Annotated in this window: 22 protein-coding genes; 11 read left to right on the top strand and 11 right to left on the bottom strand. The window is 44.1% G+C overall.

Annotated features, from left to right (window positions below; translation table 11 throughout):
* Window positions 1-25 precede the first annotated feature (25 nt).
* The 3 genes from rpsO to aroF all read left to right on the top strand — a co-directional run bounded on the left by rpsO (window position 26) and on the right by aroF (window position 2,022).
* On the top strand, window positions 26-295 hold the full coding sequence (rpsO, locus tag PCC7418_RS03755; RefSeq protein ID WP_015224845.1) for a 30S ribosomal protein S15: 270 nt from the start codon (window positions 26-28) through the stop codon (window positions 293-295).
* Between the two features lie 16 nt (window positions 296-311).
* Window positions 312-788, top strand: coding sequence for a PAM68 family protein (locus PCC7418_RS03760; protein WP_015224846.1), 477 nt, complete (start codon window positions 312-314; stop codon window positions 786-788).
* Window positions 789-963: 175 nt separating this feature from the next.
* Entirely contained in the window at window positions 964-2,022 is a 1,059-nt protein-coding gene (gene aroF, locus PCC7418_RS03765; RefSeq protein ID WP_015224847.1) for a 3-deoxy-7-phosphoheptulonate synthase, read from the top strand.
* 67 nt (window positions 2,023-2,089) lie between these two features.
* Here aroF and PCC7418_RS03770 read toward each other — a convergent pair whose 3' ends face one another.
* The 6 genes from PCC7418_RS03770 to tatA all read right to left on the bottom strand — a co-directional run bounded on the left by PCC7418_RS03770 (window position 2,090) and on the right by tatA (window position 6,233).
* Window positions 2,090-2,557, bottom strand: a complete 468-nt coding sequence (locus tag PCC7418_RS03770; protein WP_015224848.1) for an Hsp20/alpha crystallin family protein — start codon at window positions 2,555-2,557, stop codon at window positions 2,090-2,092.
* A 178-nt stretch (window positions 2,558-2,735) separates the two neighbouring features.
* Window positions 2,736-4,739 carry a ribonuclease R family protein gene (locus PCC7418_RS03775; protein ID WP_015224849.1) on the bottom strand — a complete coding sequence of 668 codons (2,004 nt, stop codon included), beginning with the start codon at window positions 4,737-4,739 and terminating at the stop codon, window positions 2,736-2,738.
* A gap of 136 nt (window positions 4,740-4,875) precedes the next feature.
* The gene (rpsR, locus tag PCC7418_RS03780; RefSeq protein ID WP_015224850.1) at window positions 4,876-5,091 is read right to left on the bottom strand and encodes a 30S ribosomal protein S18; all 216 of its coding nucleotides are present in this window, start codon (window positions 5,089-5,091) and stop codon (window positions 4,876-4,878) included.
* Window positions 5,092-5,119: 28 nt separating this feature from the next.
* Window positions 5,120-5,314: a 50S ribosomal protein L33 gene (rpmG, locus tag PCC7418_RS19690; RefSeq protein WP_015224851.1), complete on the bottom strand. Its 195-nt coding sequence runs from the start codon at window positions 5,312-5,314 to the stop codon at window positions 5,120-5,122.
* Window positions 5,315-5,372: 58 nt separating this feature from the next.
* The gene (locus PCC7418_RS03785) at window positions 5,373-5,900 is read right to left on the bottom strand and encodes an RDD family protein (protein ID WP_015224852.1); all 528 of its coding nucleotides are present in this window, start codon (window positions 5,898-5,900) and stop codon (window positions 5,373-5,375) included.
* 159 nt (window positions 5,901-6,059) lie between these two features.
* Entirely contained in the window at window positions 6,060-6,233 is a 174-nt protein-coding gene (gene tatA, locus PCC7418_RS03790; protein WP_015224853.1) for a twin-arginine translocase TatA/TatE family subunit, read from the bottom strand.
* A gap of 161 nt (window positions 6,234-6,394) precedes the next feature.
* On the opposite strand from tatA, the gene PCC7418_RS03795 reads away from it, so the two are divergent.
* The 6 genes from PCC7418_RS03795 (at window position 6,395) to PCC7418_RS03820 (ending at window position 11,563) form a co-directional block, all read left to right on the top strand.
* Window positions 6,395-7,144 (top strand): phycocyanobilin:ferredoxin oxidoreductase, encoded by a 750-nt coding sequence (locus PCC7418_RS03795; protein WP_150107118.1) that lies wholly within the window; start codon window positions 6,395-6,397, stop codon window positions 7,142-7,144.
* A gap of 128 nt (window positions 7,145-7,272) precedes the next feature.
* Window positions 7,273-7,503 carry a ferredoxin-thioredoxin reductase variable chain gene (locus PCC7418_RS03800; protein WP_015224855.1) on the top strand — a complete coding sequence of 77 codons (231 nt, stop codon included), beginning with the start codon at window positions 7,273-7,275 and terminating at the stop codon, window positions 7,501-7,503.
* Between the two features lie 20 nt (window positions 7,504-7,523).
* On the top strand, window positions 7,524-8,297 hold the full coding sequence (locus tag PCC7418_RS03805; protein ID WP_015224856.1) for an MOSC domain-containing protein: 774 nt from the start codon (window positions 7,524-7,526) through the stop codon (window positions 8,295-8,297).
* Window positions 8,298-8,452: 155 nt separating this feature from the next.
* A complete protein-coding gene (locus tag PCC7418_RS03810) occupies window positions 8,453-9,265 on the top strand; it encodes a TIGR03943 family putative permease subunit (RefSeq protein ID WP_015224857.1) in 813 nt (270 codons plus the stop codon).
* Window positions 9,255-10,736: an Ig-like domain-containing protein gene (locus tag PCC7418_RS03815; RefSeq protein ID WP_015224858.1), complete on the top strand. Its 1,482-nt coding sequence runs from the start codon at window positions 9,255-9,257 to the stop codon at window positions 10,734-10,736. Before PCC7418_RS03810 ends, PCC7418_RS03815 begins: the two co-directional genes overlap by 11 nt.
* Window positions 10,737-10,822: 86 nt before the next feature.
* On the top strand, window positions 10,823-11,563 hold the full coding sequence (locus PCC7418_RS03820; RefSeq protein WP_015224859.1) for a 1-acyl-sn-glycerol-3-phosphate acyltransferase: 741 nt from the start codon (window positions 10,823-10,825) through the stop codon (window positions 11,561-11,563).
* On the opposite strand, the gene PCC7418_RS03825 is transcribed toward PCC7418_RS03820, so the two are convergent.
* Window positions 11,560-12,285 carry an aminotransferase class IV gene (locus PCC7418_RS03825; RefSeq protein ID WP_015224860.1) on the bottom strand — a complete coding sequence of 242 codons (726 nt, stop codon included), beginning with the start codon at window positions 12,283-12,285 and terminating at the stop codon, window positions 11,560-11,562. The two genes, PCC7418_RS03820 and PCC7418_RS03825, sit on opposite strands and share 4 nt — an antisense overlap.
* Window positions 12,286-12,381: 96 nt before the next feature.
* Here PCC7418_RS03825 and PCC7418_RS03830 point away from each other — a divergent pair, with 96 nt between their 5' ends.
* Window positions 12,382-13,188, top strand: a complete 807-nt coding sequence (locus PCC7418_RS03830; protein WP_015224861.1) for a peroxiredoxin-like family protein — start codon at window positions 12,382-12,384, stop codon at window positions 13,186-13,188.
* Here the strand turns inward: PCC7418_RS03830 and PCC7418_RS03835 are convergent.
* The 4 genes from PCC7418_RS03835 to PCC7418_RS03850 form a co-directional block, all read right to left on the bottom strand.
* Window positions 13,185-13,742 (bottom strand): SRPBCC family protein, encoded by a 558-nt coding sequence (locus tag PCC7418_RS03835; protein ID WP_015224862.1) that lies wholly within the window; start codon window positions 13,740-13,742, stop codon window positions 13,185-13,187. The genes PCC7418_RS03830 and PCC7418_RS03835 overlap by 4 nt on opposite strands.
* Before the next feature lie 5 nt (window positions 13,743-13,747).
* Window positions 13,748-15,613, bottom strand: coding sequence for an ATP-binding protein (locus tag PCC7418_RS03840; protein WP_015224863.1), 1,866 nt, complete (start codon window positions 15,611-15,613; stop codon window positions 13,748-13,750).
* Between the two features lie 156 nt (window positions 15,614-15,769).
* Entirely contained in the window at window positions 15,770-19,030 is a 3,261-nt protein-coding gene (carB, locus tag PCC7418_RS03845; RefSeq protein ID WP_015224864.1) for a carbamoyl-phosphate synthase large subunit, read from the bottom strand.
* A 79-nt stretch (window positions 19,031-19,109) separates the two neighbouring features.
* The gene (locus PCC7418_RS03850) at window positions 19,110-20,033 is read right to left on the bottom strand and encodes a YihY/virulence factor BrkB family protein (RefSeq protein WP_015224865.1); all 924 of its coding nucleotides are present in this window, start codon (window positions 20,031-20,033) and stop codon (window positions 19,110-19,112) included.
* A gap of 75 nt (window positions 20,034-20,108) precedes the next feature.
* Between PCC7418_RS03850 and PCC7418_RS21090 the strand changes: the two genes are divergently transcribed.
* Window positions 20,109-20,231: a hypothetical protein gene (locus tag PCC7418_RS21090; protein WP_015224866.1), complete on the top strand. Its 123-nt coding sequence runs from the start codon at window positions 20,109-20,111 to the stop codon at window positions 20,229-20,231.
* Window positions 20,232-20,234: the final 3 nt, after the last annotated feature.

Consider the following 20,234-nt stretch of genomic DNA (forward strand, 5'->3'; position numbering starts at 1 on the left):
AAGGATAGGAAACAACGAAACAATCATGAGTCTGACCCAAGAAAAAAAGCAAGAAATCATCAACGATTATCAAGTTCACGAAACTGATACCGGATCAACTGAAGTTCAAATTGCCATCTTAACCAAGCGCATTACCCGTTTAACCGAACATCTGAAATCCAACGATAAAGACCACTCCTCACGACGGGGACTCCTGAAATTAATTGGTCATCGTCGCAGTTTGTTATCCTATTTACAGAAAGAAGATCAACAACGCTATCAAGACTTAATCAAACGCCTTGGTATTCGTGGCTAGTTTTTTAGAGATAGTTATGGCTTCTCAACCAGAAGAACAACGCACCAACTTACCCTTTGAACCCACTCGCAAGCGGAAAAAGAAAGCAAAAACCGCACCCGCCAATCCCCCTGAGTCTAAGTCTGAGCCTCAGATCTCACCGCAAGCTCAACGGAAAGCTCAAGCCTCTCTCTCCGCCATTCCCGACGGTGTGAGTCAGCGGATGGTGCGCCGAATGGCTTTCTTTTCAGGAATTCCCACGAGCTTAGGAATTTTGAGCTTTTTCGTTTTTTACTGGATCGTTACCCAAGAACTTTTAGAGCTTCCCCCTTACACCGTTGTGTTGGTTAGTATGGGGCTGTTTGGGCTGGGCGTTTTAGGACTCAGTTATGGTCTTATTTCCGCTTCTTGGGACGAAGAACGAATTGGAACGTGGTTTGGTTGGGAAGAATTTACCACGAATGTGCAACGGATTTTCTCCGCTTGGCGCAGTGCGAGAGGTAGTAACAAGTAACGAAATACATACCTAAACAAGAACGTCGTCAAGAATAATGAAATAAAAAGTTTTAGTTAATTGAAAATTGCTTTCAAATTAGCAAAGATAGATCGTAAAAGAAGAGAATTGTTCTGAAGTCTCTCTCTTGATCCGATCAAATTGAGAACACCATTATAGCGAAACTGTAACGATTATGATCATTGTCATGAAAGTCGGCTCCCCTGAAGCCGAAATTAACCGCCTCTGTGAAGATTGTGCTACTAAGGGGCTGACTCCAGAAAAAATCGTTGGTAAGCATAAAGTTGTCATTGGCTTAGTTGGCGATACTGCTTCGATGGATCCATTGCAACTCCAAGAAATGAGTCCCTGGATCGAAGAAGTCGTCCGAGTCGAACAGCCTTTCAAGCGAGCCAGCCGAGAATTCCGTCACGGTGAACCCAGTGAAGTCTGGGTTGATACTCCCAATGGGGCTGTTCCTTTTGGTGAACATCATCCAGTGGTGCTAGTAGCCGGTCCTTGTTCCGTTGAGAATGAGGACATGATTGTAGAAACCGCAAAAGCAGTAAAAGCATCTGGTGCGAAGTTTTTACGGGGTGGCGCGTACAAACCGCGGACTTCTCCCTATGCGTTCCAAGGTCATGGCGAAAGTGCCTTAGGACTCCTCGCAGCAGCGAGAGAAGCCAGTGGCTTGGGGATCATTACTGAAGTCATGGACACGGCTGATGTGGATAAAATTGCTGAAGTTGCCGATGTGCTACAAGTCGGAGCGCGAAATATGCAGAACTTCGCGTTACTGAAAAAAGTCGGCGCTCAGGATAAGCCTGTGTTACTGAAACGGGGAATGTCGGCGACCATTGAAGAATGGATTATGGCAGCCGAATATATTTTAGCTGCAGGGAATCCCAATGTGATTTTATGTGAGCGTGGAATTCGCACGTTTGATCGTCGCTACACTCGCAATACTTTAGACTTGTCAGTGATTCCTGTGTTGCGGTCTTTAACCCACTTGCCGATTATGATTGATCCGAGCCATGGAACAGGTAAGTCGGAATATGTGCCAGCTATGGCTATGGGCGCGATCGCGACGGGAACGGATTCTCTGATGATTGAAGTCCATCCTAACCCCTCGAAAGCATTGTCCGATGGCGCACAATCGCTCACTCCCGCCCGTTTTGATGAATTGGTAGAAGAGTTAGGGGTAATCGCAAAACCCTTAGGACGTTGGGAAAATGCACCAGTCAGTGTAGCCTAAGCGCAATCAAAAAAAAGTGGGGTAAAACTGCTGCCCCACTTTCATCATCACTAATGAGTGTCATTAATTAATTGTTTTCGTTCAGCTTTGGATTGGGCTTACTCCCGAGATTAATTTTCACAGGACGATTTACCGCATCTTCAACTTTCGGAAGCGTTAACGTAACAATGCCATTTTGATAGTTAGCACTGACTTGATCTTGTTGGATTTCAACAGGTAAGCTAATCGTGCGACTGAATTTGCCATAACGGAATTCAGAGTGATAAGTTCCTTTCCCTTCACTTTCTTCTTCACTACTATATTCACCGCTAATGGTTATCGCATCACGACTGGCACTGATATCAAGATCGTCTGGTTTCAAGCCTGGTAATTGAGCTTTTAACACTAAATTTTCACCGTTGTCTTCAAGTTCAATCGCAGGTTGCCAAGTGTGTTCGCCTAAAGCAGTTTGGCTGGCAATGTCATCAAACAGGCGATCAAGTTGACGGCGGAAGGAATTCATTTCAGCATAAGGATTCCAGCGTGTTAGAGCCATATAATATTCACCTCCTATGAAAAGTAAAGTTTGAATTGTTCGCGTCGCTTAACTTTGACCTTTCATCTCCTATCTTGACGGATGAATGAAAAATTGACGGTGAGGTTTACCACAAAAAAAGTAGTCGATTACCGTATCGGTCAAAACCATGCACGCGATCGCGCTATTTCAGCAGACCCTAGTTAACCGTTGATTCGACAAACTCTCGGAAGCGAATGAGATCTTGATGGGGATCAGCAGCGACCACTTCTACTTCCACGCGATCGCCGAGGTCAACATTCGTCTGGAAGCGATGGGGTAACTCTAAGCCTAAATCTTCCAACAAGATAATCCCCAAATTATCCTCTTCCCGTAACCAACGCAGAACGATCGCGCTCCAGCGTTGTTCCCCATTGCGACGCAGATATTCTAACGCCCAATACCGTTTGGTTTGCCGTTCCACCAGAGTCGCTTCATAAGCAGCACTCCCCGCACTATAAGCAATTTCCTGCACTTGTTCCGCCGAAAACGGACAAGGTTCACCGCGCAAATAAGCCTTAATTTGAAAATGCCCAAGCAAGTCCACATAACGGCGAATGGGAGAAGTCACCTGCGTATAAACTTCTAGCCCTAAACCCGCATGACGAGCCGGGGTGGTACTCATTTCACTCCGAGGCATACACCCGCGAATCGCGCAATAACGAACCGGTCCTGCGGGTAATTGTAATAACTCTTCTTCTGGGGGTAATTCTGGCTGCGGTTGCGAGCGAAACGGTAGCGGAATCTCGTGATCAATGGCAAATCGGGCTGCCACTTCTCCCGTCAGAATCATCATTTCCGCCACCAGTTGACGGGCGGGAGAGTCGTCTAAGAGTTCAATTTCCACTTCTTCTTCCTGACTCACTTTAATCACCGCTTCCGGTAAGCTAATATTAATTGACCCTTGAGACTGTCGCCATTGTTTCCGTTGTTGTGCCCACTGAGCCAGTTGAGCAATTTCAGGTTCTGCAGTTACGCCCAACTCTAGCATTTCATCCACATCCTCATAGGTAAGGCGATAAGTGGGTTTCACCCAACTCGCTGCAATGGTATAGTCTGAAATTTCCCCATTGGCTTCTAAAATCACCCCAAAACTCATCGCAGGACAAATTTGTCCCTGGACTAAGCTCATGGGGCCAGTAGCAAGTTCTGAAGGAAACATGGGAATCATCCCCGTGGGGAGATACAAACTGGTGCTGCGTCGGCGGGCTTCTTGATCCAGTTCATCTTCAGGCTGCACCAAGCGAGTGGGATCAGCGATATGAATCCAAATCTGCTGTCGTCCATCTTCTAAGGTTTCAATACTGACCCCATCATCAATTTCTTTTGTGCTTTCATCATCAATGGTATAAACCTTTTGCTGGGTCAAGTCTGCGCGATTATACTCGCTATCATCTGGAGGAGTCTCTAAATATTGTTGCGCCACATCTAACACCTTTTTCGGGAACTGTTTAGGATAGGAGCTACGACGCAAGAAAAGGTTTTCATGGCGACTCCATAAGCCGAGGTCAACCAGCAGGGTAAATGCTGCATCAGGGGTGGGTGAGCGTCCAATTTCCGCAAGGGTTTCTTGCGCCAGACGAACTTCTTGTTCGGGTTGGAGGATATACCGTTCTAGAGCTTCCAAGCGAGCGCGATCGCTGCTTTGCCATTCTACCGCTTCCCCTGCTAACGCCTGTTGGACTCGACGAATAAATTCTGCTTTTTCTTGATTCCGTTGCTGTTCAACTTCAATTTGGTGTTTAATTTCCGCAACCTGTGACGCTGAGCGCGGTTCAAACACATTCCCTTTCTGCTTAAAATAAATCTTATCTTCGGCTAACAGCGAGTAAGCTGCATAACAGGGGGCTGCACTCTGGTCTGAAAACAAAACTTCTGCCATGTCTTCTGGTGTGACCGCTTCTCCGTCTTCCACCAGTAATTCCCAAGCCACTTCTAAGCTGGATGGGTCTAAATAGGCTTCAACTTCTCTTAAAAACGCTGAAATATCTTGGGGGCGTTTGGGGTCGCCTCCCACTTCATACTCCACTTGTCGTGGGTGTAGGGTGTGAGACTGACCCCATTGATCCAAAACAATCCAATGTTTTTTTCCTTCTGGTCGTTCAGCAACCGCAAGACGACGCTCGCCTTGAGCCTTAAATTCGATTAACGTTCCCTTTTCCACCAGCTTTGTGCTTGTTTAACAACTTGTAATCTAGTGTAACTTTCACTGGTCGGAAATCAATAGTTTTGTTCCTCGTTATTGCTAATTAATCTGCTAAAGACGTTCGGGCGAACGCCTGATCAGATTAAGGACAAATCTAGCTTTCTGCATCAACATAGGGGAGTAACGCCAAGATTCGAGCATAATTAATCGCCCGAGTTAAATCTCTTTGTTGTCTTGCGGTTAAGCCCGTAATGCGACGGGGTAAAATTTTTCCCCGCTCGGTGATAAACTTCCGAAGCAGTTCCACATCTTTGTAGTCAATGGGATCTCCTGGTTTAATCGGAGATAGACGTTTGCGATAATAAGCCATAGTTTAAGTTTCTTTTGGGGTTTGCGTGTTACTTGGTTTCTTTGTGAACAGTGTGTCGGTTACAGTAGGGGCAATATTTTTTAAATTCGACCCGTCCTGAATGATTCCGACGATTTTTTTCTGTGGTGTAACGAGAGACACCTTTTTTCCGTTTATCGGTATTGGTGCGACATTCGGTACACTCTAAGGTGATAATAATCCGCGTGCCCTTTTTACTTGCCATAACTCAGGTTAGATAATGGTTAACTCAATTTCGTCAATAATGATGACACAGCCCACTATTATCTCATACGATCCATAAGAAGATCAACCCAACGCCGAATCCGTAGATCAAGAGAGTAACCGCGACGACTGGGGACAACAACGGTATCAAAAAAGCGATCATGAATGGCTTGCTGGTTTTCTTCATCACCAATAGCGACGACTAAATCCACTAATAGGGGAGAAATTAAAATCGTAATACTGAGAAAATTCGGAAAACCATATTGCAACCCCACTAAGCCAAGAAATGCAATTAAACTCAACCCCCCTTCCCGCTTGGTTAATGACATTACATCAGGAAGTCTTCCCCGTCGCCCATCAATAATTTGAAGATCAAACGCCCATCGTCCTAAACTTTGTCCTTTGAAACGAGATGCACCAAAAACCCGTAGCCCATACCAAACAGCAACAAAAACAATAAATTGAAACAGCGCAACACCAACTAACGCACTCACAAACCAAGCAACCGCAAAATCAAGCAAAAACGCATAAATACGGCGTTGAATGGGAACGCGAGGATAACGGTAGGGGAGGGGTTCTTTAAACATGAGGAGTGACCAGTTATCAGTGACCAGTGACCAGTGACCAGTTATCAGTTATCAGTTATCAGTGACCAGTTATCAGTTATCAGTGACCAGTGACCAGTTGTCAGTGACCAGTTGTCAGTGACCAGTGACCAGTGACCAGTTATCAGTTATCATTAAAACTTATTTTTGATGAAAGTCGGATTCTTCGTCTTCTTGCGGTGCATTCATTTCATCCCGAAAGCCTCTAAGAGTTTTACCGAGAGAGTTACCCATTTCAGGGAGTTTTTTCGGTCCAAAAATTAAGATCGCAACGCCTAAGATAACAGTTACTTCTAGCCAGCCTAAACCCAACATAATTTGTTCTCTTTGGTTATTAAATGTTTTTTACAACGATTCACCCAAAAATTGACAATTGACTATGAACAATTGAAAATAAGGGTTTGTCGCCTCTGTTCAACTTAAGAGAGGGGAATCATCTTCAGTATATCTTGAGCAACGTTATTTCTAGCGAGGGAATTATGTCTGAATCATTATCATCTTTGCGTTCCCAGCAACATCCTTTAATTCGGAATCTTGCGGATACGATTGAATCAGTCTGGAAAACAGAATTAAAGTTACTTCCTTATGAGTTACCCGAAGATCTTGGTTATATTGAGGGACGGCTAGAAGGGGATAAACTCACAATTCAAAATTATTGTTATCAAACGCAACCCTTTCGGAAACTCCATTTGGAATTAGCGAAGGTCGGGAATAATCTAGATATTCTCCATTGCGTGGTTTTCCCGCGACCTGAATATAACTTACCTATTTTTGGCTGTGATTTAGTGGGCGGACGCGGACAAATTAGTGCCGCGATCGCGGACTTATCTCCCGTCGCTCAAGATAGCACATTACCCCCAGCGTATCAAACCCAGTTATCAGCACTTCCCTCTCTAACCTTCTCTCAACCGCGAGAATTACCCCCTTGGGGCGACATCTTTTCTGAGTTTTGTCTGTTTATTCGTCCAGAAAATGAGGAAGAGGAAGAGCAGTTTTTAGGGCGAGTACGGGACTTTTTAACGGTTCACTGTCAGCAAGGAAAGTCAGCAGAAGCGGTTTCCCCCGAACAACAAAAGCTCAATTTAGCGGGACAACAACGGTATTGCAGCCAACAGCAAAAAAATGACAAAACTCGGCGCGTGTTGGAAAAGGCGTTTGGAGAAGCCTGGGCGGAGCGTTATATGAATACAGTGTTATTTGATATTCCTCTTGAAATTTCTTTGTGAACGCTTAGCAGTTCACGCGAATTATGCAACAATGGTAAAGCTATATTCGCTAATTGCGGGTTTAGCTCCCTATTTCCTTTTAATTTAACCCCCAATCGATAAATTAGAGTAAAAGTAAGATAAGTTATATGAAACCTGGCGATCGCGTTCGCGTTACTGAATCTGTTATTGTTTATCACCATCCTCAACACAAAAAACAAGCCTTTGATATTAAAGGTCTCGAAGGAACGATTCAAGAAATTGTCACTGAATGGCAAGGAAGACCCATTAGTGCGAATCTACCAGTAAAGGTGAAGTTTGAAAAGAAGTTTACCGCGCACTTGCGGGAAGATGAAGTGGAAGTGATTGCAGAAAGTTAACCCTCTCCGTGGTCAGTGTCATGGTTGCCAAAATTGCCAAAATTTTAGTTTATCCCATCAAGTCTTTAGATGGGGTTTTGTGTGATTATGGGACGATTGTCACCCCTGGAACTTTGAACTTTGATCGGAGATGGGCAATTTTTGACGATCAAGGCGAATATGTGAATGGAAAACGTAATTCTCGGGTGCATCAATTATGCACTGAGTTTGATTTAAGTCAACTCATTGTTACGTTTCGTCACAACCAAGGGTCGGTCTCCTTTAACTTAGTCACTGAAACCGATCCAATGAATCAATGGTTGAGTGAGTATTTTCAACAGCCTGTTTTTCTGCAAGAAGAAGCAGCAGGGGGCTTCCCTGACGATTTAGAGGCGTATGGCCCCACGGTGATTAGCACAGCAACCCTAGAAACCGTAGCGAGTTGGTTTCCTTCTTTGACGGTAGAAAATGCGCGATCGCGCTTCCGAGCCAATTTAGAAATTAGTGGTGTTCCCCCGTTTTGGGAAGATCAGTTGTTTGCAGAAACGAGAGAAACTGTTAAGTTTGAAGTGGGTTCAGTCCAGTTAGAAGGCGTTAATCCCTGTCAACGGTGCATTGTTCCCACCCGTGACCCTCACTCAGGAGAAACCTATCCCCAGTTTCAGCGCATCTTTATTCAGCAACGCCAAGCCACCCTCCCTTCATGGACAGTACCGACTCGTTTTAACCATTACTATCGCCTCAGCGTGAATACCCGTATTCCGCCCTCTCAAGTCGGTAAAATTATCAGTGTTGGTGATAAAGTAACAATCTGATAGCAATTCTGACTGCAAGGGATTGAATGATGGATTGCCAATAGATAGTACTTCTAACGTATAATGCTCATTAATTTCCAAAGAACAAATAACGAAGAACCAATAACATTAACCAGCCTACTTTCTACTCTCACCGATTCGGAAGCGCGATCAAAATGCGTTTAATAAAAAATATTTCTCCCTCAACTTTCCATTCTCTTCTCCTTCCCAGTTTAGATGCGCTGACTTTTTTCGCATGGGGAATTGTCTTATTTAAGTATTGGTTAACGGGGGAAATTCGATTATTAATTCATCCGAATTATATTGGTCTAGTTATGGTGACTGGGGGAGTTTTATTATTTCTAGGATGTCTGAAATCATTTCAAATTTATGAGAATCAAAAACGGAAAAAGCATCAGGAAAAAGTGATGCAGCACGTGACGCTGTTTCCCGTGGGATGGAGTTCTTTTTTTCTGCTGGGAACAGCAATTTTAGGATTACTCATTCCACCGAAGGTATTAGGAAGTGATATTGCATTACAACGAGGGATTCGAGAAACGCTTCCTGTAACCGAAAATCAACCAGAAGCCTTTCGGGTTAATGTCAAGGCTGAGGATCGATCGCTGATTGATTGGATTAAAACGATTAATGCGTATCCCGAACCCGATGCGTATCAAGGGGAAAAGGTGAAAGTGAGGGGGTTTGTGATTCAAAAAGAACAGCTTCCAGAAAATTATTTTTTATTAGCTCAGTTTATTATTACTTGTTGCGCGATCGATGCTTATCCAGTCGCCCTTCCTGTTAAGATTGCTAATTCTGATCAACAATATAAAAATGATACTTGGTTAGAAGTGGAAGGAGAAATGATGAGTGAGCGTTTAGCTTTTATGACTGCTACAGATTTAGAAAGCCAAGAGAAACGTCAAGTGGTGATTGGTGCTGAAACGATTACTGAAATTCCTACGCCCCGTAATCCTTATGGTTTTTAAGCGTCATTTCCAGCCCATTGATCGGATTTCAATTCTTGCCATTATTTTACTCGGTTTTGTTCTATCTGGACTCATTTTTGGTGAGAATATTTGTGGGAAAGATTGTTGGTTAAAATCCAAACCAAGGGTGGAAATGTTTAGTTGGAAAGAGGAAAAAATTAGTGCAAACGATCGCGCTTTTATTATTCGTTTTAGTCGTCCGATGGAGCAAGAAACTGTTGAAAATAATATTAAATTGAATCCTGAGTTAGTGGGAAAAATCAGTTGGTCTGGGAAACGGATGGCTTATACTTTAGAGCAACCCGCCCCTTATGGAACAGAATATGAATTAACGATTAATGGTGCAAAAGACCGTCTCGGGAGTGAAATCCGACCGTTTCAAGAAACCTTTCAAACGCGCGATCGCGCTTTTGTTTATTTAGGGGTAAAAGGACAAGAAAAAGGACGCTTAATTTTATATAACTTGACGCAACAAGAAAAAACGATTCTGACACCCGCTAATTTAGTAGTGAATGATTTTAAGAGTTATCCCCAGCGCGATCAGATTTTATTTAGTGCGATTCCCCAAGAGAATTGGCAAGAGGGAACACTAGACCAACAATTATATACAGTGACAACAGGAATTAATGAAAGTGATACCCCAGTCGGAAAAGTGGAATTAATTTTAGATAATAAAACGTATCAAATTCTTGAGTTTGAACTGTCCCCCAATGGTCAAAAAATTGTTGTGAGACGAGCCAAAAAAGATGATTTGAAGGATATGAGTTTGTGGATTATCGAAGGAAAAACTCCTCCTAAGCGAATTGAAAACAGTCAAGGAGGAGAATTTATCATTCCTCCCGATAGTCAAAGTATCGCTATTGCTCAAGGTCAAGGAGTCGCTCTCATTCCATTAGAAAAAGATACTAATCCTGCTAATTTTTTACCACAATACGGTCAAGTTTTAACCTTTTCCCCTGATGGTCGTGCAGCAGCAATGGTCAACTTTAATACGCAAGATCCAGACAAACAATACACTCGTTCTCTCGATTTAGTAACTAATCGGGGGGTTGAAAAAAATCTCCTGAATACAGAAGGATCGATTCTCAATTGTGAATTTAACCCCACTGCAACTCACCTTTATTGCTTATTGACAGAAGTAGTTGATCAGGAACAATATCGAGAACAACCCTATCTAGTCAGTATCAATCTTGAAACAACAGAAATTCTTCCACTATTGAGCTTACCAGAATATCAAGATATTGATATGAGTCTCTCTCCTGATGGTTTCGCCTTACTATTCGACCAAGTGATGACAGTTAGTAGTGCTAACCCCAATAATTACACTCTTAGAAGTGATTCTGGCAAAGCAATTATTGATAGTCGTCTATGGTTATTAGTTCCTACACCAACGCTAACCAATAATCCAGCCCAACAACCAAAACTGGAAGAATTACCGATATCGGGAGTAACGCCCCTGTGGCTACCGTGACAACGCAATAACTGTCCTGAAACTTGGCAAAAAAACTGCGCTATCACTTACATTAATAAGTAGAAGCCCCCACCTTACTTTAAAGAATGCCTGATATCACTGTCTCTCCTTGGTTAAGTCGCTTAGTGTATCCTTTAGGCTGTTATCTGCTTCTTCCAGCCTATTTTGGGAAATTAGAAATTATCGGACGTGAAAACATTCCTCGCAATGGTCCAGTCTTACTCGCCCCCACTCATCGTTCTCGTTGGGATGCTCTCCTTGTTCCTTATACCGCAGGACGTTGGAAAACGGGTCGCGATTTACGATACATGGTTTCCGAAAATGAAATGCGGGGCTTGCAAGGTTGGATTATTCGTCGTATGGGGGGGTTTCCCGTTGATCCGAAACATCCTGGCTTAAGCACAATTAGGAACAGTATTCAGGTTTTATCTCAGGGGGAAATGCTGGTCATTTTTCCAGAGGGAGATATCTATCGTAATCAACCAGTACAGCCCTTAAAAGCGGGTATTGGTCGCATTGCTCTTCAGGCGCAATCACAACGTCAAGTCAGTGAGAGTGTTAAGGTTGTTCCCATGAGCATTCATTATTCTCAAGCCTATCCCAATTGGGGAACAGGGGTGAAAGTCAAAGTGGGAACGCCGATTAATGTCGCAGACTATCCTTCTGATCACAGTAAGAAAAGTGCACAATGTCTGACTCAGGATCTCGAAACCGCCTTAAAAGATTTGTACGAAAACGATCCCGCCTACAAACAATTCTCTTGTTGTGATCAGCTTGCATCCCATCAACACAGCACAACCGAACAATCCGCATCAATGCAACATTAACGAATAACGGTGTGAATGGGAATCACTTGCACAACACAGTTGCTATAACCTAAGGCTTCTAAGCTGTTAACAAATTCGGGAGTCCAAACGGTTTCTTGCACAGGGCTATTTTGAGCTTTTAAAAGGGAAATCAAGCGCGATCGCGCTATTCCAGACAAAGCATCATGAACCGAGGGAGTCCACCAAATACCATCTTTCCAACCCCATAAATTCCCTGTGCTGGTTTCTAACCAATTCCCCGCTTCATCCACTAAAATAGCTTCTTGCGCCCCCTTCACTTTTGCGGTTTGCAACGCCAACCAACTGCTTAAATAATTTCCTGTTTTATGAGTCGGAAAACTTCGTCGGTATTTCCCAGCAGCAGCTAACCAAGCTGTGATTCCTGATTGTTGTTTTTGCGCTAAATCTGGCGGTAACTCACGTCCAGTAATCCATTCTCGCCCATCTGGAAAAATTGTCATGCGTAACACTGGAAAATAGGCACTTAATTGTTTCGCTCCTTCCCGCAGTCGTTTCCAGTTGGGTTGTTGCCAAGAAAAGGCTTGCAGAGATTGCTCAAGTCGCTGACAATGGTCTTGCCATTGCGTCAAATCGTGATCCAAATTCTGTTCATAAACTCGTAGCGTGGTAAAAACCGTTGCGCCATACAATAAACCAGGATCATTAAGGGAGAGGGGAATCGTTTGTTGATTATAGAGTTGACCCTCATACCAATGCCACATTTTGACCTCTGGAAAGCTGTTTCCTCATCCTACCAGTAGCAGAGAATTTTTCTTTTATCATGAAGGTATCTTTTGCACTGAATCAAGCAACGCTATATGGTTACTCCTGCTAATCCTTATTCTCTTTTCCAAGAAACAAAATTACAATCTGTGAGCCGTGGCGAGCCCTGTTTTCTTCTCAGTGGTTGTGAAAACGCAACTCATTTGCTGGTGATTCTTTTTCCGCAACTGGGCGACTTTGATAGTTTAGAATACGCTTGGTGGTTGCAACGATCGCGCTGTGAACTCGAAGCCTTAAACGTAACCGTGCGAGCCGTAGGAATTGGTAATCTTGCTTCTGGTCAGCGTTTCTGTCATTTTACCGAATTCCCAGAAGAGAATTTATTAGTTGATCCCAAAGCGAGTCTCCATCAACAACTCGGACTCTACACTGGTTTATTCCTCAACATTCCAGGTTTATCTGCACCGCAACAGGCCTGGGTCAACTTATTGCTGATGTGTGCGGGAATTGGCAGCCCTGGCACCCTCAAAGAAGTCTTACGAGGCTATACTGGCGATCGCGCTGCACCGCAACTGATTGGCGATGATGAAGTCATCAAAGCCCCACCGCTTCCCCCCTTACAAGGCTCATTTTTCAACGGCGCAGGAGGAAATGGTTTCCAGCGTCCCTTTGAACTGGCGACTCTACGCTTGCGGAATATGGGAGAAGTATTGAGTCATTGGGGAACGTATGTTCCAGATGCAAGTTATCTCACTCAGCGCGGAGGAACATTTCTGTTTAACCCCGAGCGAGAATTGATTTATGAGTGGCGCGATCGCGCGATATTAGGCTTTGCAGAAAATATGAGCTCTCCCTTGGATTTTCTCCGCACTCGTCTGTCTGCGGAAACAGTTACCGCTTAGCCAAACAACTGATCAACCCGTTGGCGAATCGCAACTAAATTCAATGATAAATCTTTACTCAACCGACGTTCAATTAAACTGACAGGCATGGTGCGCGGGGGCCAAACAAAGATACTGTAAACCAGTTGGGTTGTCTTCTCTTTTGGTTCTAAGAACCAATAGCCAGAAAATGCCTTAAAGTCCCCTTCCACCATCTCAAAATCAATGCGTTCGGGGTGAGCTTCTTCTAAATCTAGCACCACACGGGCACTAAAATTCATTTTCAGTAGTTTCTGTTTTCCCACTTGTTCTAAACGAACTTTTTCTCCCTCGGGATGTTCCAGACGTTGACTTTTTTCTAGGCTGGGAATAAATTCAGGCAATGATTCATAATCAGTCAACACCTTCCACACCGATTCTCTCGGGTGCGCGATTGCGATCTGACTGGTAATGCGCCGTTGACGCTTTGCCACCTCCTCAGTCTGAATCTCTACCGCTTCTAGCTGTGCTTCTAACTCAGAATCCCCCGCATGGGCTGCATCTGCTGGTTCGTTCTTAAATTGTGGGTCAATCACGATTTTTATGTTTCTAATACTTCATCTAAAGAGCGAGGAAGAGTGACATGAAATGTCGTTTCCCCAACTCCATCAGGATTATACTCGCTGTTGAGATCAATTTTGCCACGAAGATGTTGCACCAGAGACTGAACTAATGCTAATCCTAATCCAGTGCCAGGAATTGCTTTTTGAGTTGCGCCTTTTCCGCGCCGAAACCGATCAAAAATATAACTTTGTTCACTCGGAGCAATCCCATACCCAATATTTTTGACACTCATGCAAATCCAGTTGTGGATTGTTTCCGAAAGCATGATTTCGACTGTTGTCTTTGCCCGAGAATACTTTCCCGCATTACTCAATAACTCTAAAACAATCCGTCGCACACTTTCTTCATCACTCTCAATGGTAAACCGTTCATCAGAATGCTGCGGTGGTGCTAAACGCAAGGTCAAATCTAGCTGTTTCTCTTGCCATTTCCACTGAAATTCATCAGCGATTTCTCTTAATAATTGTTTAACATTAACTGGTTTGACTTGTAGAGATGTTCCTTCATCCTCGACTTTTTGTAAGGTCAATAGATCTTTAATCAGGTTATGTTCTCGATTCCATTCTTGTTCTAAAATCCCCAGATACTTTTGTTTGCGCTCTGGGGGCAGTGCTTCATTATGTAACATCCGAATCGCCATTTTCATCGTTGCTAAAGGCGTATTCAACTCATGGCTAATTGTGGCTAAAAATTCATCTTTGAGTTGATTTAATTCTTGTAACTGTTCGACTTGATTGCGACTGGTTTCATAAAGTTTTGCTTGTACATCTAAACTCCGTTGCAATTGTGCAGTCCGCTCATCAACCAGAGACTGCACCCGTTGTAGAGTTTTATTATGGACAATTGTCGTGCTGACTTCTGTACTCACCCAACTCAATAATTCTTGCTCTTCTTTGTACCATTGTCGGGGCTGATCGTTTTCTAAAAGCAGAAATCCTAAGACCATCTGTGACTCGGGGCGACCACTGCTTGTTCCCATGAGAGGCGTAATGATCCAAGCCGATGTCGGGCAAGACTCTTCTAAGAAATAAAGTTGATACGGATCATCCACGACCTGCTGAGAAAGAGGAATGGGGGCTTGTTGCCAGGCTTTTAAGCAAAGAGGACTGTTGCTGAGGGGAAAAGAGGTTAAAGAGGTTTTGAAAGGCGAAGATTGTGCCCATTGGGTTAATAGTTGCACTTCGACATTTGGGTTGTTAATTTCTCGGCGATTGCCAAAAATCGGTTCAGCATAGCGCAACATGAGGACAATACCGCGAGTCACTTCTAGAGCTTGGCTAGTTTGCGCGATCGCGCTGTATAAAATCGTCTCTAAGTCTTGAGAATTATGAATCAACTCCGTGACATTTTGTTGCAGCCATTTATAACGTTCTTTCTTATGCAACTCAAATTGCAATTGTGCCGTTTTCATCGCCAAACACAACGCACTTGCTAGAGACGATTCCAACCTACTATTCAACCCTAGCTCTTGATTGCTCCCTAAAATTAACCAACCCCAAAGCTGATCTTGAGCAATCGGGCACACCTCCCAATGCGGAAGGGCTAATTCCTGTTGCAAATCAGCTAAAAGGTTGATGGGAACTTCACTCTCATTAGAATGGATTTCCTGAGTTTTCCAAAGAATGGTTTGCAGTTTTGCTTCCCATAAGGTTAACTGTCTTTTGTCAATACCATTTTCTCGACTCCAGCTAGCAGTGGGTAAACTCACAAAGGGAATTAAAAAACACACTTGCGCTGATAAACTCTGGGTCATTTTTTTCGGGAGTTCCCAGAGCAGTGTTTTTGCGTTGACACTCCCCAGGGTTAAGGCATTAATCTCTTGTCCAATCAGTGTTAGTTTCACAATTTCAGCTTACTGATACTTAAGTAGAAGCGAGTCTCCACTCAATGGCATTAAACACAAATTCTAGACAGTCAGTCACTTTTAGATCATAGTGAGAACTCATTCTAACACTCCTAAACTATCACACTCTTTGTACAGTATTGATCTGTTTTTCACTCAGGTAGCACTGATATATTCCTGTAAGGCTTTCACATCCAATGATCCAGACTGCAGCGCCCGAATCGCAGCAACATTGGCTCTTGCACCCGCAATGGTTGTTACCATCGGAATTTTATACGCTAGGGCAGTACGGCGAATCAGTTGACCGTCCGTTTGCGCTTCTTGTCCAGTGGGGGTGTTAATAATCAGTTGAATCTTGCGGTTTTTAATGGCATCTAAGACATGAGGGCGACCTTGATGGAGTTTCAGAAGAAGTCCCACCTCTAATCCTTCTGCTTCTAACGCTGCTTTCGTGCCTTCCGTGGCAATAATATCAAAGCCTAACTCAATAAAGTCTTTCACCACTGGAATAACGAGTTGTTTATCGCGATTATTCGTAGAGACAAATACTGTTCCCGAAAGGGGTAAGCGTTGACCCGCTGCGAGTTCGGCTTTAGCAAAGGCTTTCCCAAACTCATAGTCAATGCCCATCACTTCCCCAGTGGAGCGCATTTCAGGACCTAAAATCACATCCGTCCCTGGGAATTTATCAAAGGGAAAAACAGCTTCTTTGACGGCGATATGGTCAGGACGCGGTTCTTCTGTAAAGTTGAGTTCGGCTAAGGTTTTCCCAGACATCACCAAAGAGGCAAGTTTTGCCAACGGAAAGCCCGTTGCTTTCGATACAAAGGGAACGGTACGGGAGGCGCGAGGATTGGCTTCTAGGATGTAAACCGTTTCGCCTTGTACTGCAAATTGAATGTTCATCAAGCCTACTACTTTGAGGGCGGTTGCCAGTTGTGCGGTAGCTTTGCGAATGGTAGCGAGAACCGTTTCACTTAAGGAAACATAAGGGAGAGAGCAAGCAGAGTCGCCCGAGTGAATCCCCGCTTGTTCAATATGTTCCATGATACCACCGATGACCACATTGCCTTCTTGATCCGCGATCGCGTCCACATCAACTTCGATCGCGTTTTCTAAGAATTTATCAATCAGAATCGGGTGTTCGGGTTCTACCTGCACCGCAAAATTCATGTAATGTTCTAATTCTGCATCAGAATAGACAATTTCCATGGCGCGACCCCCGAGAACATAAGACGGACGCACAACCACAGGATAGCCAATATTTCCTGCAATTACCAGTGCTTCATCATAACTCCGCGCCAGTCCATTCGGCGGTTGATCAATCACCAGTTGGCGCAAAATTTGCTCAAATCGTTCTCGATCTTCAGCAATATCAATGGAATCGGGAGACGTTCCCCAGATTTTCGTCGGAATCGTATCTTGATGGCGGTGGAGATATTCTTCCAGAGAAACCGCAAGTTTTAAGGGCGTTTGTCCGCCAAATTGAATAATAATTCCTCGGGGACGTTCCACCGCAATAATATTAAACACATCTTCTCGCGTTAGCGGTTCAAAATAAAGCCGATCGCTGGTGTCATAATCGGTAGAAACGGTTTCGGGGTTAGAATTGACCATAATCGTCTCATACCCCGCATCTCCCAGCGAGAAAGACGCATGACAGCAGCAATAGTCAAATTCAATCCCTTGTCCAATGCGGTTCGGTCCTCCCCCTAAAATCATTACTTTTGGCTTCTCAGAGGGGATCACTTCCGTCTCGCCCACTTCATAGGTGGAATAGTAATAGGGCGTAAAGGCTTCAAATTCTGCTGCACAGGTATCCACCATTTTATACACGGGGAAGACATTTAATTCTCGGCGTTTGTCTGCTACTGCTGCTTCTGTAGTCTGGGTGGCAAAAGCAATTTGTGGGTCACTGAAGCCTAACTGTTTAATTTCCCGCATTTGTTCGGCGGTGATTTGGTCTAACGGCGTTGCTTTCAAAAATTTCTCACCCGCAATAATCCGTTCCATATTCGTTAAAAACCAAGGATCAATGCTGGTTAACTGATGAATCTCTTCTACAGTCATCCCGAGGTGGAAGGCGTGATGAACCGCAAAAATGCGTTCTGGGGTTGCGGTGCGTAAACTGGCGCGAACTTGGGTAATAGAGGGTAACCCCCCTCGGGAGGTAAGGGGGGTACATCCCCACCCCATACGTCCTGTTTCCAGCGATCGCAGCGCCTTTTGGAACGATTCACAGAAAGTGCGTCCGATTGCCATTGCTTCCCCCACAGACTTCATCTGTGTGGTTAAATTGGGGGTAGAACCAGGGAATTTCTCGAAGGTAAAGCGGGGAATCTTAGTCACCACATAATCAATGGTCGGTTCAAAGGAAGCGGGTGTTTTCTTGGTGATATCATTAGGAATTTCATCAAGGGTATAACCTACAGCTAACTTGGCAGCAAACTTCGCGATCGGAAATCCAGTGGCTTTCGAGGCTAACGCCGAACTTCGCGAGACCCGGGGATTCATTTCAATGACGACCACTTCCCCATCATCAGGGTTCACCGCAAACTGAATATTCGATCCGCCCGTTTCTACCCCAATTTCGCGGATAATCTTCTTAGAATAATCCCGCAGCCGTTGATATTCTTTATCGGTTAACGTTTGCGCTGGTGCAACCGTAATCGAGTCGCCCGTATGAACTCCCATGGGATCAAGGTTCTCGATCGAGCAGATAATGACCACATTATCCGCTAAATCCCGCATGACTTCTAATTCGTATTCTTTCCAGCCGAGTAAGGAGCGTTCAATGAGGATTTGGGAAACGGGACTGGCATCGAGTCCTAACTGGGCTTTTTCTTCAAATTCTTCTTGATTGTAAGCAATTCCGCCCCCACTTCCCCCGAGGGTGTAAGCGGGACGGATAATAATGGGATAACTGCCAATTTCTTGTTGGGCGATGATCTTCGCTTCTTCAAGACTACTGGCAATTCCCGACGGACAAACGGGAATATCAATCCGCGCCATCGCCTCCTTAAACAGCAAGCGATCTTCTGCCATTTCAATTGCAGGGAGTTTCGCGCCAATTAAATCCACATTATAGGCTTCTAAAACCCCAGCATTGGCTAAATCCACCGCCACATTTAACGCCGTTTGTCCGCCCATCGTGGGAAGCAACGCATCAGGACGTTCTTTGGCGATAATTTTCTCGACGATTTCTGGCGTGAGGGGTTCAATATAAGTTCGTTCCGTCGTCTCGGGATCGGTCATAATCGTCGCAGGGTTTGAGTTGACCAACACCACATCATAGCCTTCTTCCCGTAGGGCTTTACAGGCTTGCGTCCCAGAATAGTCGAATTCGCAGGCTTGTCCAATGATAATGGGGCCAGCACCCAGGACTAGAATTTTTTTGAGATCGGTACGACGGGGCATATTTTTTTTCGCGCCTAGAACACAGTTGGAATCGAGACTATTTTATAGCACAACTGTGGTTCTTGAATAAATCCGAGCTTCATCTTGTCTCATCCATTTCTTCTTCATCCCATTCCTCATCAAGGGGAGTGGTGGTAATACGCATTGAGTGACGAGTGGGGGTAATATGAGACCCAAATTTACGGGCATAAACTTCTGTAAATTCTGCACCGAGAAAGAGAATTTGTGCGGAGTAATAAATCCAGGCCAACAAGACAATCAAAGAGCCAGCAGCGCCATAGGTTGAGGCAAAACTGGTTTTTCCGAGATACCATCCCAGCAGCGATCGACCAATGGCAAATAAAATCGAAGTAATGACTGCTCCAATCCAAACATCACTCCAAGCAACTTTTGCATCGGGAAGAAACTTGAAAACTAAGGCAAAAAATAAAGTCACTAGACCGAAGGTAACCGCAAAAGACAGAAATTGCCATAAAAAGGGAAATCCTGGTAATAATTCCAATTGACTTAAAGCAGAAATAGCAGCACTCAGGAGCAGGGAAAGGATAACAAATAATCCTAAGCCTAGAACCATGGCAAAGGATAAAATCCGTTTGCTGATAAACTGTTTGACGACTCGTCCTGGTCGCGGTTGCACACTCCAAATCGTATTGAGGGCATCTTGTAATTGGGCAAATACCCCAGAAGCACCAAATAAAAGAATGGCAATACTAATTAAAGAGGCAATGTTACTTAAATCGGGTCGGCTGGCATTACTAATTGCTTTTTCAATCACACTCGCTGCATCTTGACCGACAAAACCGCTAATCCGCGCTACGATTTCACCGCGAGCAGCATCTTCCCCAAAAATCGCCCCCGCAATGGCAATGGCAATGATTAGCAACGGCGCTAGGGAAAAAACCATGTAGTAGGCTAAAGCAGCAGCTAAACGTGGGACTTTATGCTCTAACCACTGACTAAAGGTTTCTTTAAGCAGAGCAATTAAGCCCTTAAGTTTTTTCATGGTTCTTTTTTTCGATGACATTGGCTCAAGATATAATGATCCCCAAAGTAAAGGAAACGAGACCTAGTATTAAATATGGATGTCAAATTAATTTTATTGGTTCTATCAGGATTATTTATTGTTTCTTGTCTGTTTTTCGGGACAAAAAACGGCTTTTATGATTCTGAAGACTATCATGGTAACGGCTCTGCACACTAAAAA

It is taken from the genome of Halothece sp. PCC 7418 (genome assembly GCF_000317635.1).
Taxonomy (GTDB): domain Bacteria; phylum Cyanobacteriota; class Cyanobacteriia; order Cyanobacteriales; family Rubidibacteraceae; genus Halothece.

What these genes read in the sequence shown, in the direction of transcription:
- rpsO (WP_015224845.1), top strand. Translation starts at nt 26, where the DNA reads ATGAGTCTGACCCAAGAAAAAAAGCAAGAAATCATCAACGATTATCAA.
- PCC7418_RS03760 (WP_015224846.1), top strand. Translation starts at nt 312, where the DNA reads ATGGCTTCTCAACCAGAAGAACAACGCACCAACTTACCCTTTGAACCC.
- aroF (WP_015224847.1), top strand. Translation starts at nt 964, where the DNA reads ATGATCATTGTCATGAAAGTCGGCTCCCCTGAAGCCGAAATTAACCGC.
- PCC7418_RS03770 (WP_015224848.1), bottom strand. Translation starts at nt 2,557, where the DNA reads ATGGCTCTAACACGCTGGAATCCTTATGCTGAAATGAATTCCTTCCGC.
- rpsR (WP_015224850.1), bottom strand. Translation starts at nt 5,091, where the DNA reads ATGGCTTATTATCGCAAACGTCTATCTCCGATTAAACCAGGAGATCCC.
- rpmG (WP_015224851.1), bottom strand. Translation starts at nt 5,314, where the DNA reads ATGGCAAGTAAAAAGGGCACGCGGATTATTATCACCTTAGAGTGTACC.
- PCC7418_RS03785 (WP_015224852.1), bottom strand. Translation starts at nt 5,900, where the DNA reads ATGTTTAAAGAACCCCTCCCCTACCGTTATCCTCGCGTTCCCATTCAA.
- tatA (WP_015224853.1), bottom strand. Translation starts at nt 6,233, where the DNA reads ATGTTGGGTTTAGGCTGGCTAGAAGTAACTGTTATCTTAGGCGTTGCG.
- PCC7418_RS03800 (WP_015224855.1), top strand. Translation starts at nt 7,273, where the DNA reads ATGAAACCTGGCGATCGCGTTCGCGTTACTGAATCTGTTATTGTTTAT.
- PCC7418_RS03805 (WP_015224856.1), top strand. Translation starts at nt 7,524, where the DNA reads ATGGTTGCCAAAATTGCCAAAATTTTAGTTTATCCCATCAAGTCTTTA.
- PCC7418_RS03810 (WP_015224857.1), top strand. Translation starts at nt 8,453, where the DNA reads ATGCGTTTAATAAAAAATATTTCTCCCTCAACTTTCCATTCTCTTCTC.
- PCC7418_RS03815 (WP_015224858.1), top strand. Translation starts at nt 9,255, where the DNA reads ATGGTTTTTAAGCGTCATTTCCAGCCCATTGATCGGATTTCAATTCTT.
- PCC7418_RS03820 (WP_015224859.1), top strand. Translation starts at nt 10,823, where the DNA reads ATGCCTGATATCACTGTCTCTCCTTGGTTAAGTCGCTTAGTGTATCCT.
- PCC7418_RS03825 (WP_015224860.1), bottom strand. Translation starts at nt 12,285, where the DNA reads ATGTGGCATTGGTATGAGGGTCAACTCTATAATCAACAAACGATTCCC.
- PCC7418_RS03830 (WP_015224861.1), top strand. Translation starts at nt 12,382, where the DNA reads ATGGTTACTCCTGCTAATCCTTATTCTCTTTTCCAAGAAACAAAATTA.
- carB (WP_015224864.1), bottom strand. Translation starts at nt 19,030, where the DNA reads ATGCCCCGTCGTACCGATCTCAAAAAAATTCTAGTCCTGGGTGCTGGC.
- PCC7418_RS03850 (WP_015224865.1), bottom strand. Translation starts at nt 20,033, where the DNA reads ATGAAAAAACTTAAGGGCTTAATTGCTCTGCTTAAAGAAACCTTTAGT.
- PCC7418_RS21090 (WP_015224866.1), top strand. Translation starts at nt 20,109, where the DNA reads ATGGATGTCAAATTAATTTTATTGGTTCTATCAGGATTATTTATTGTT.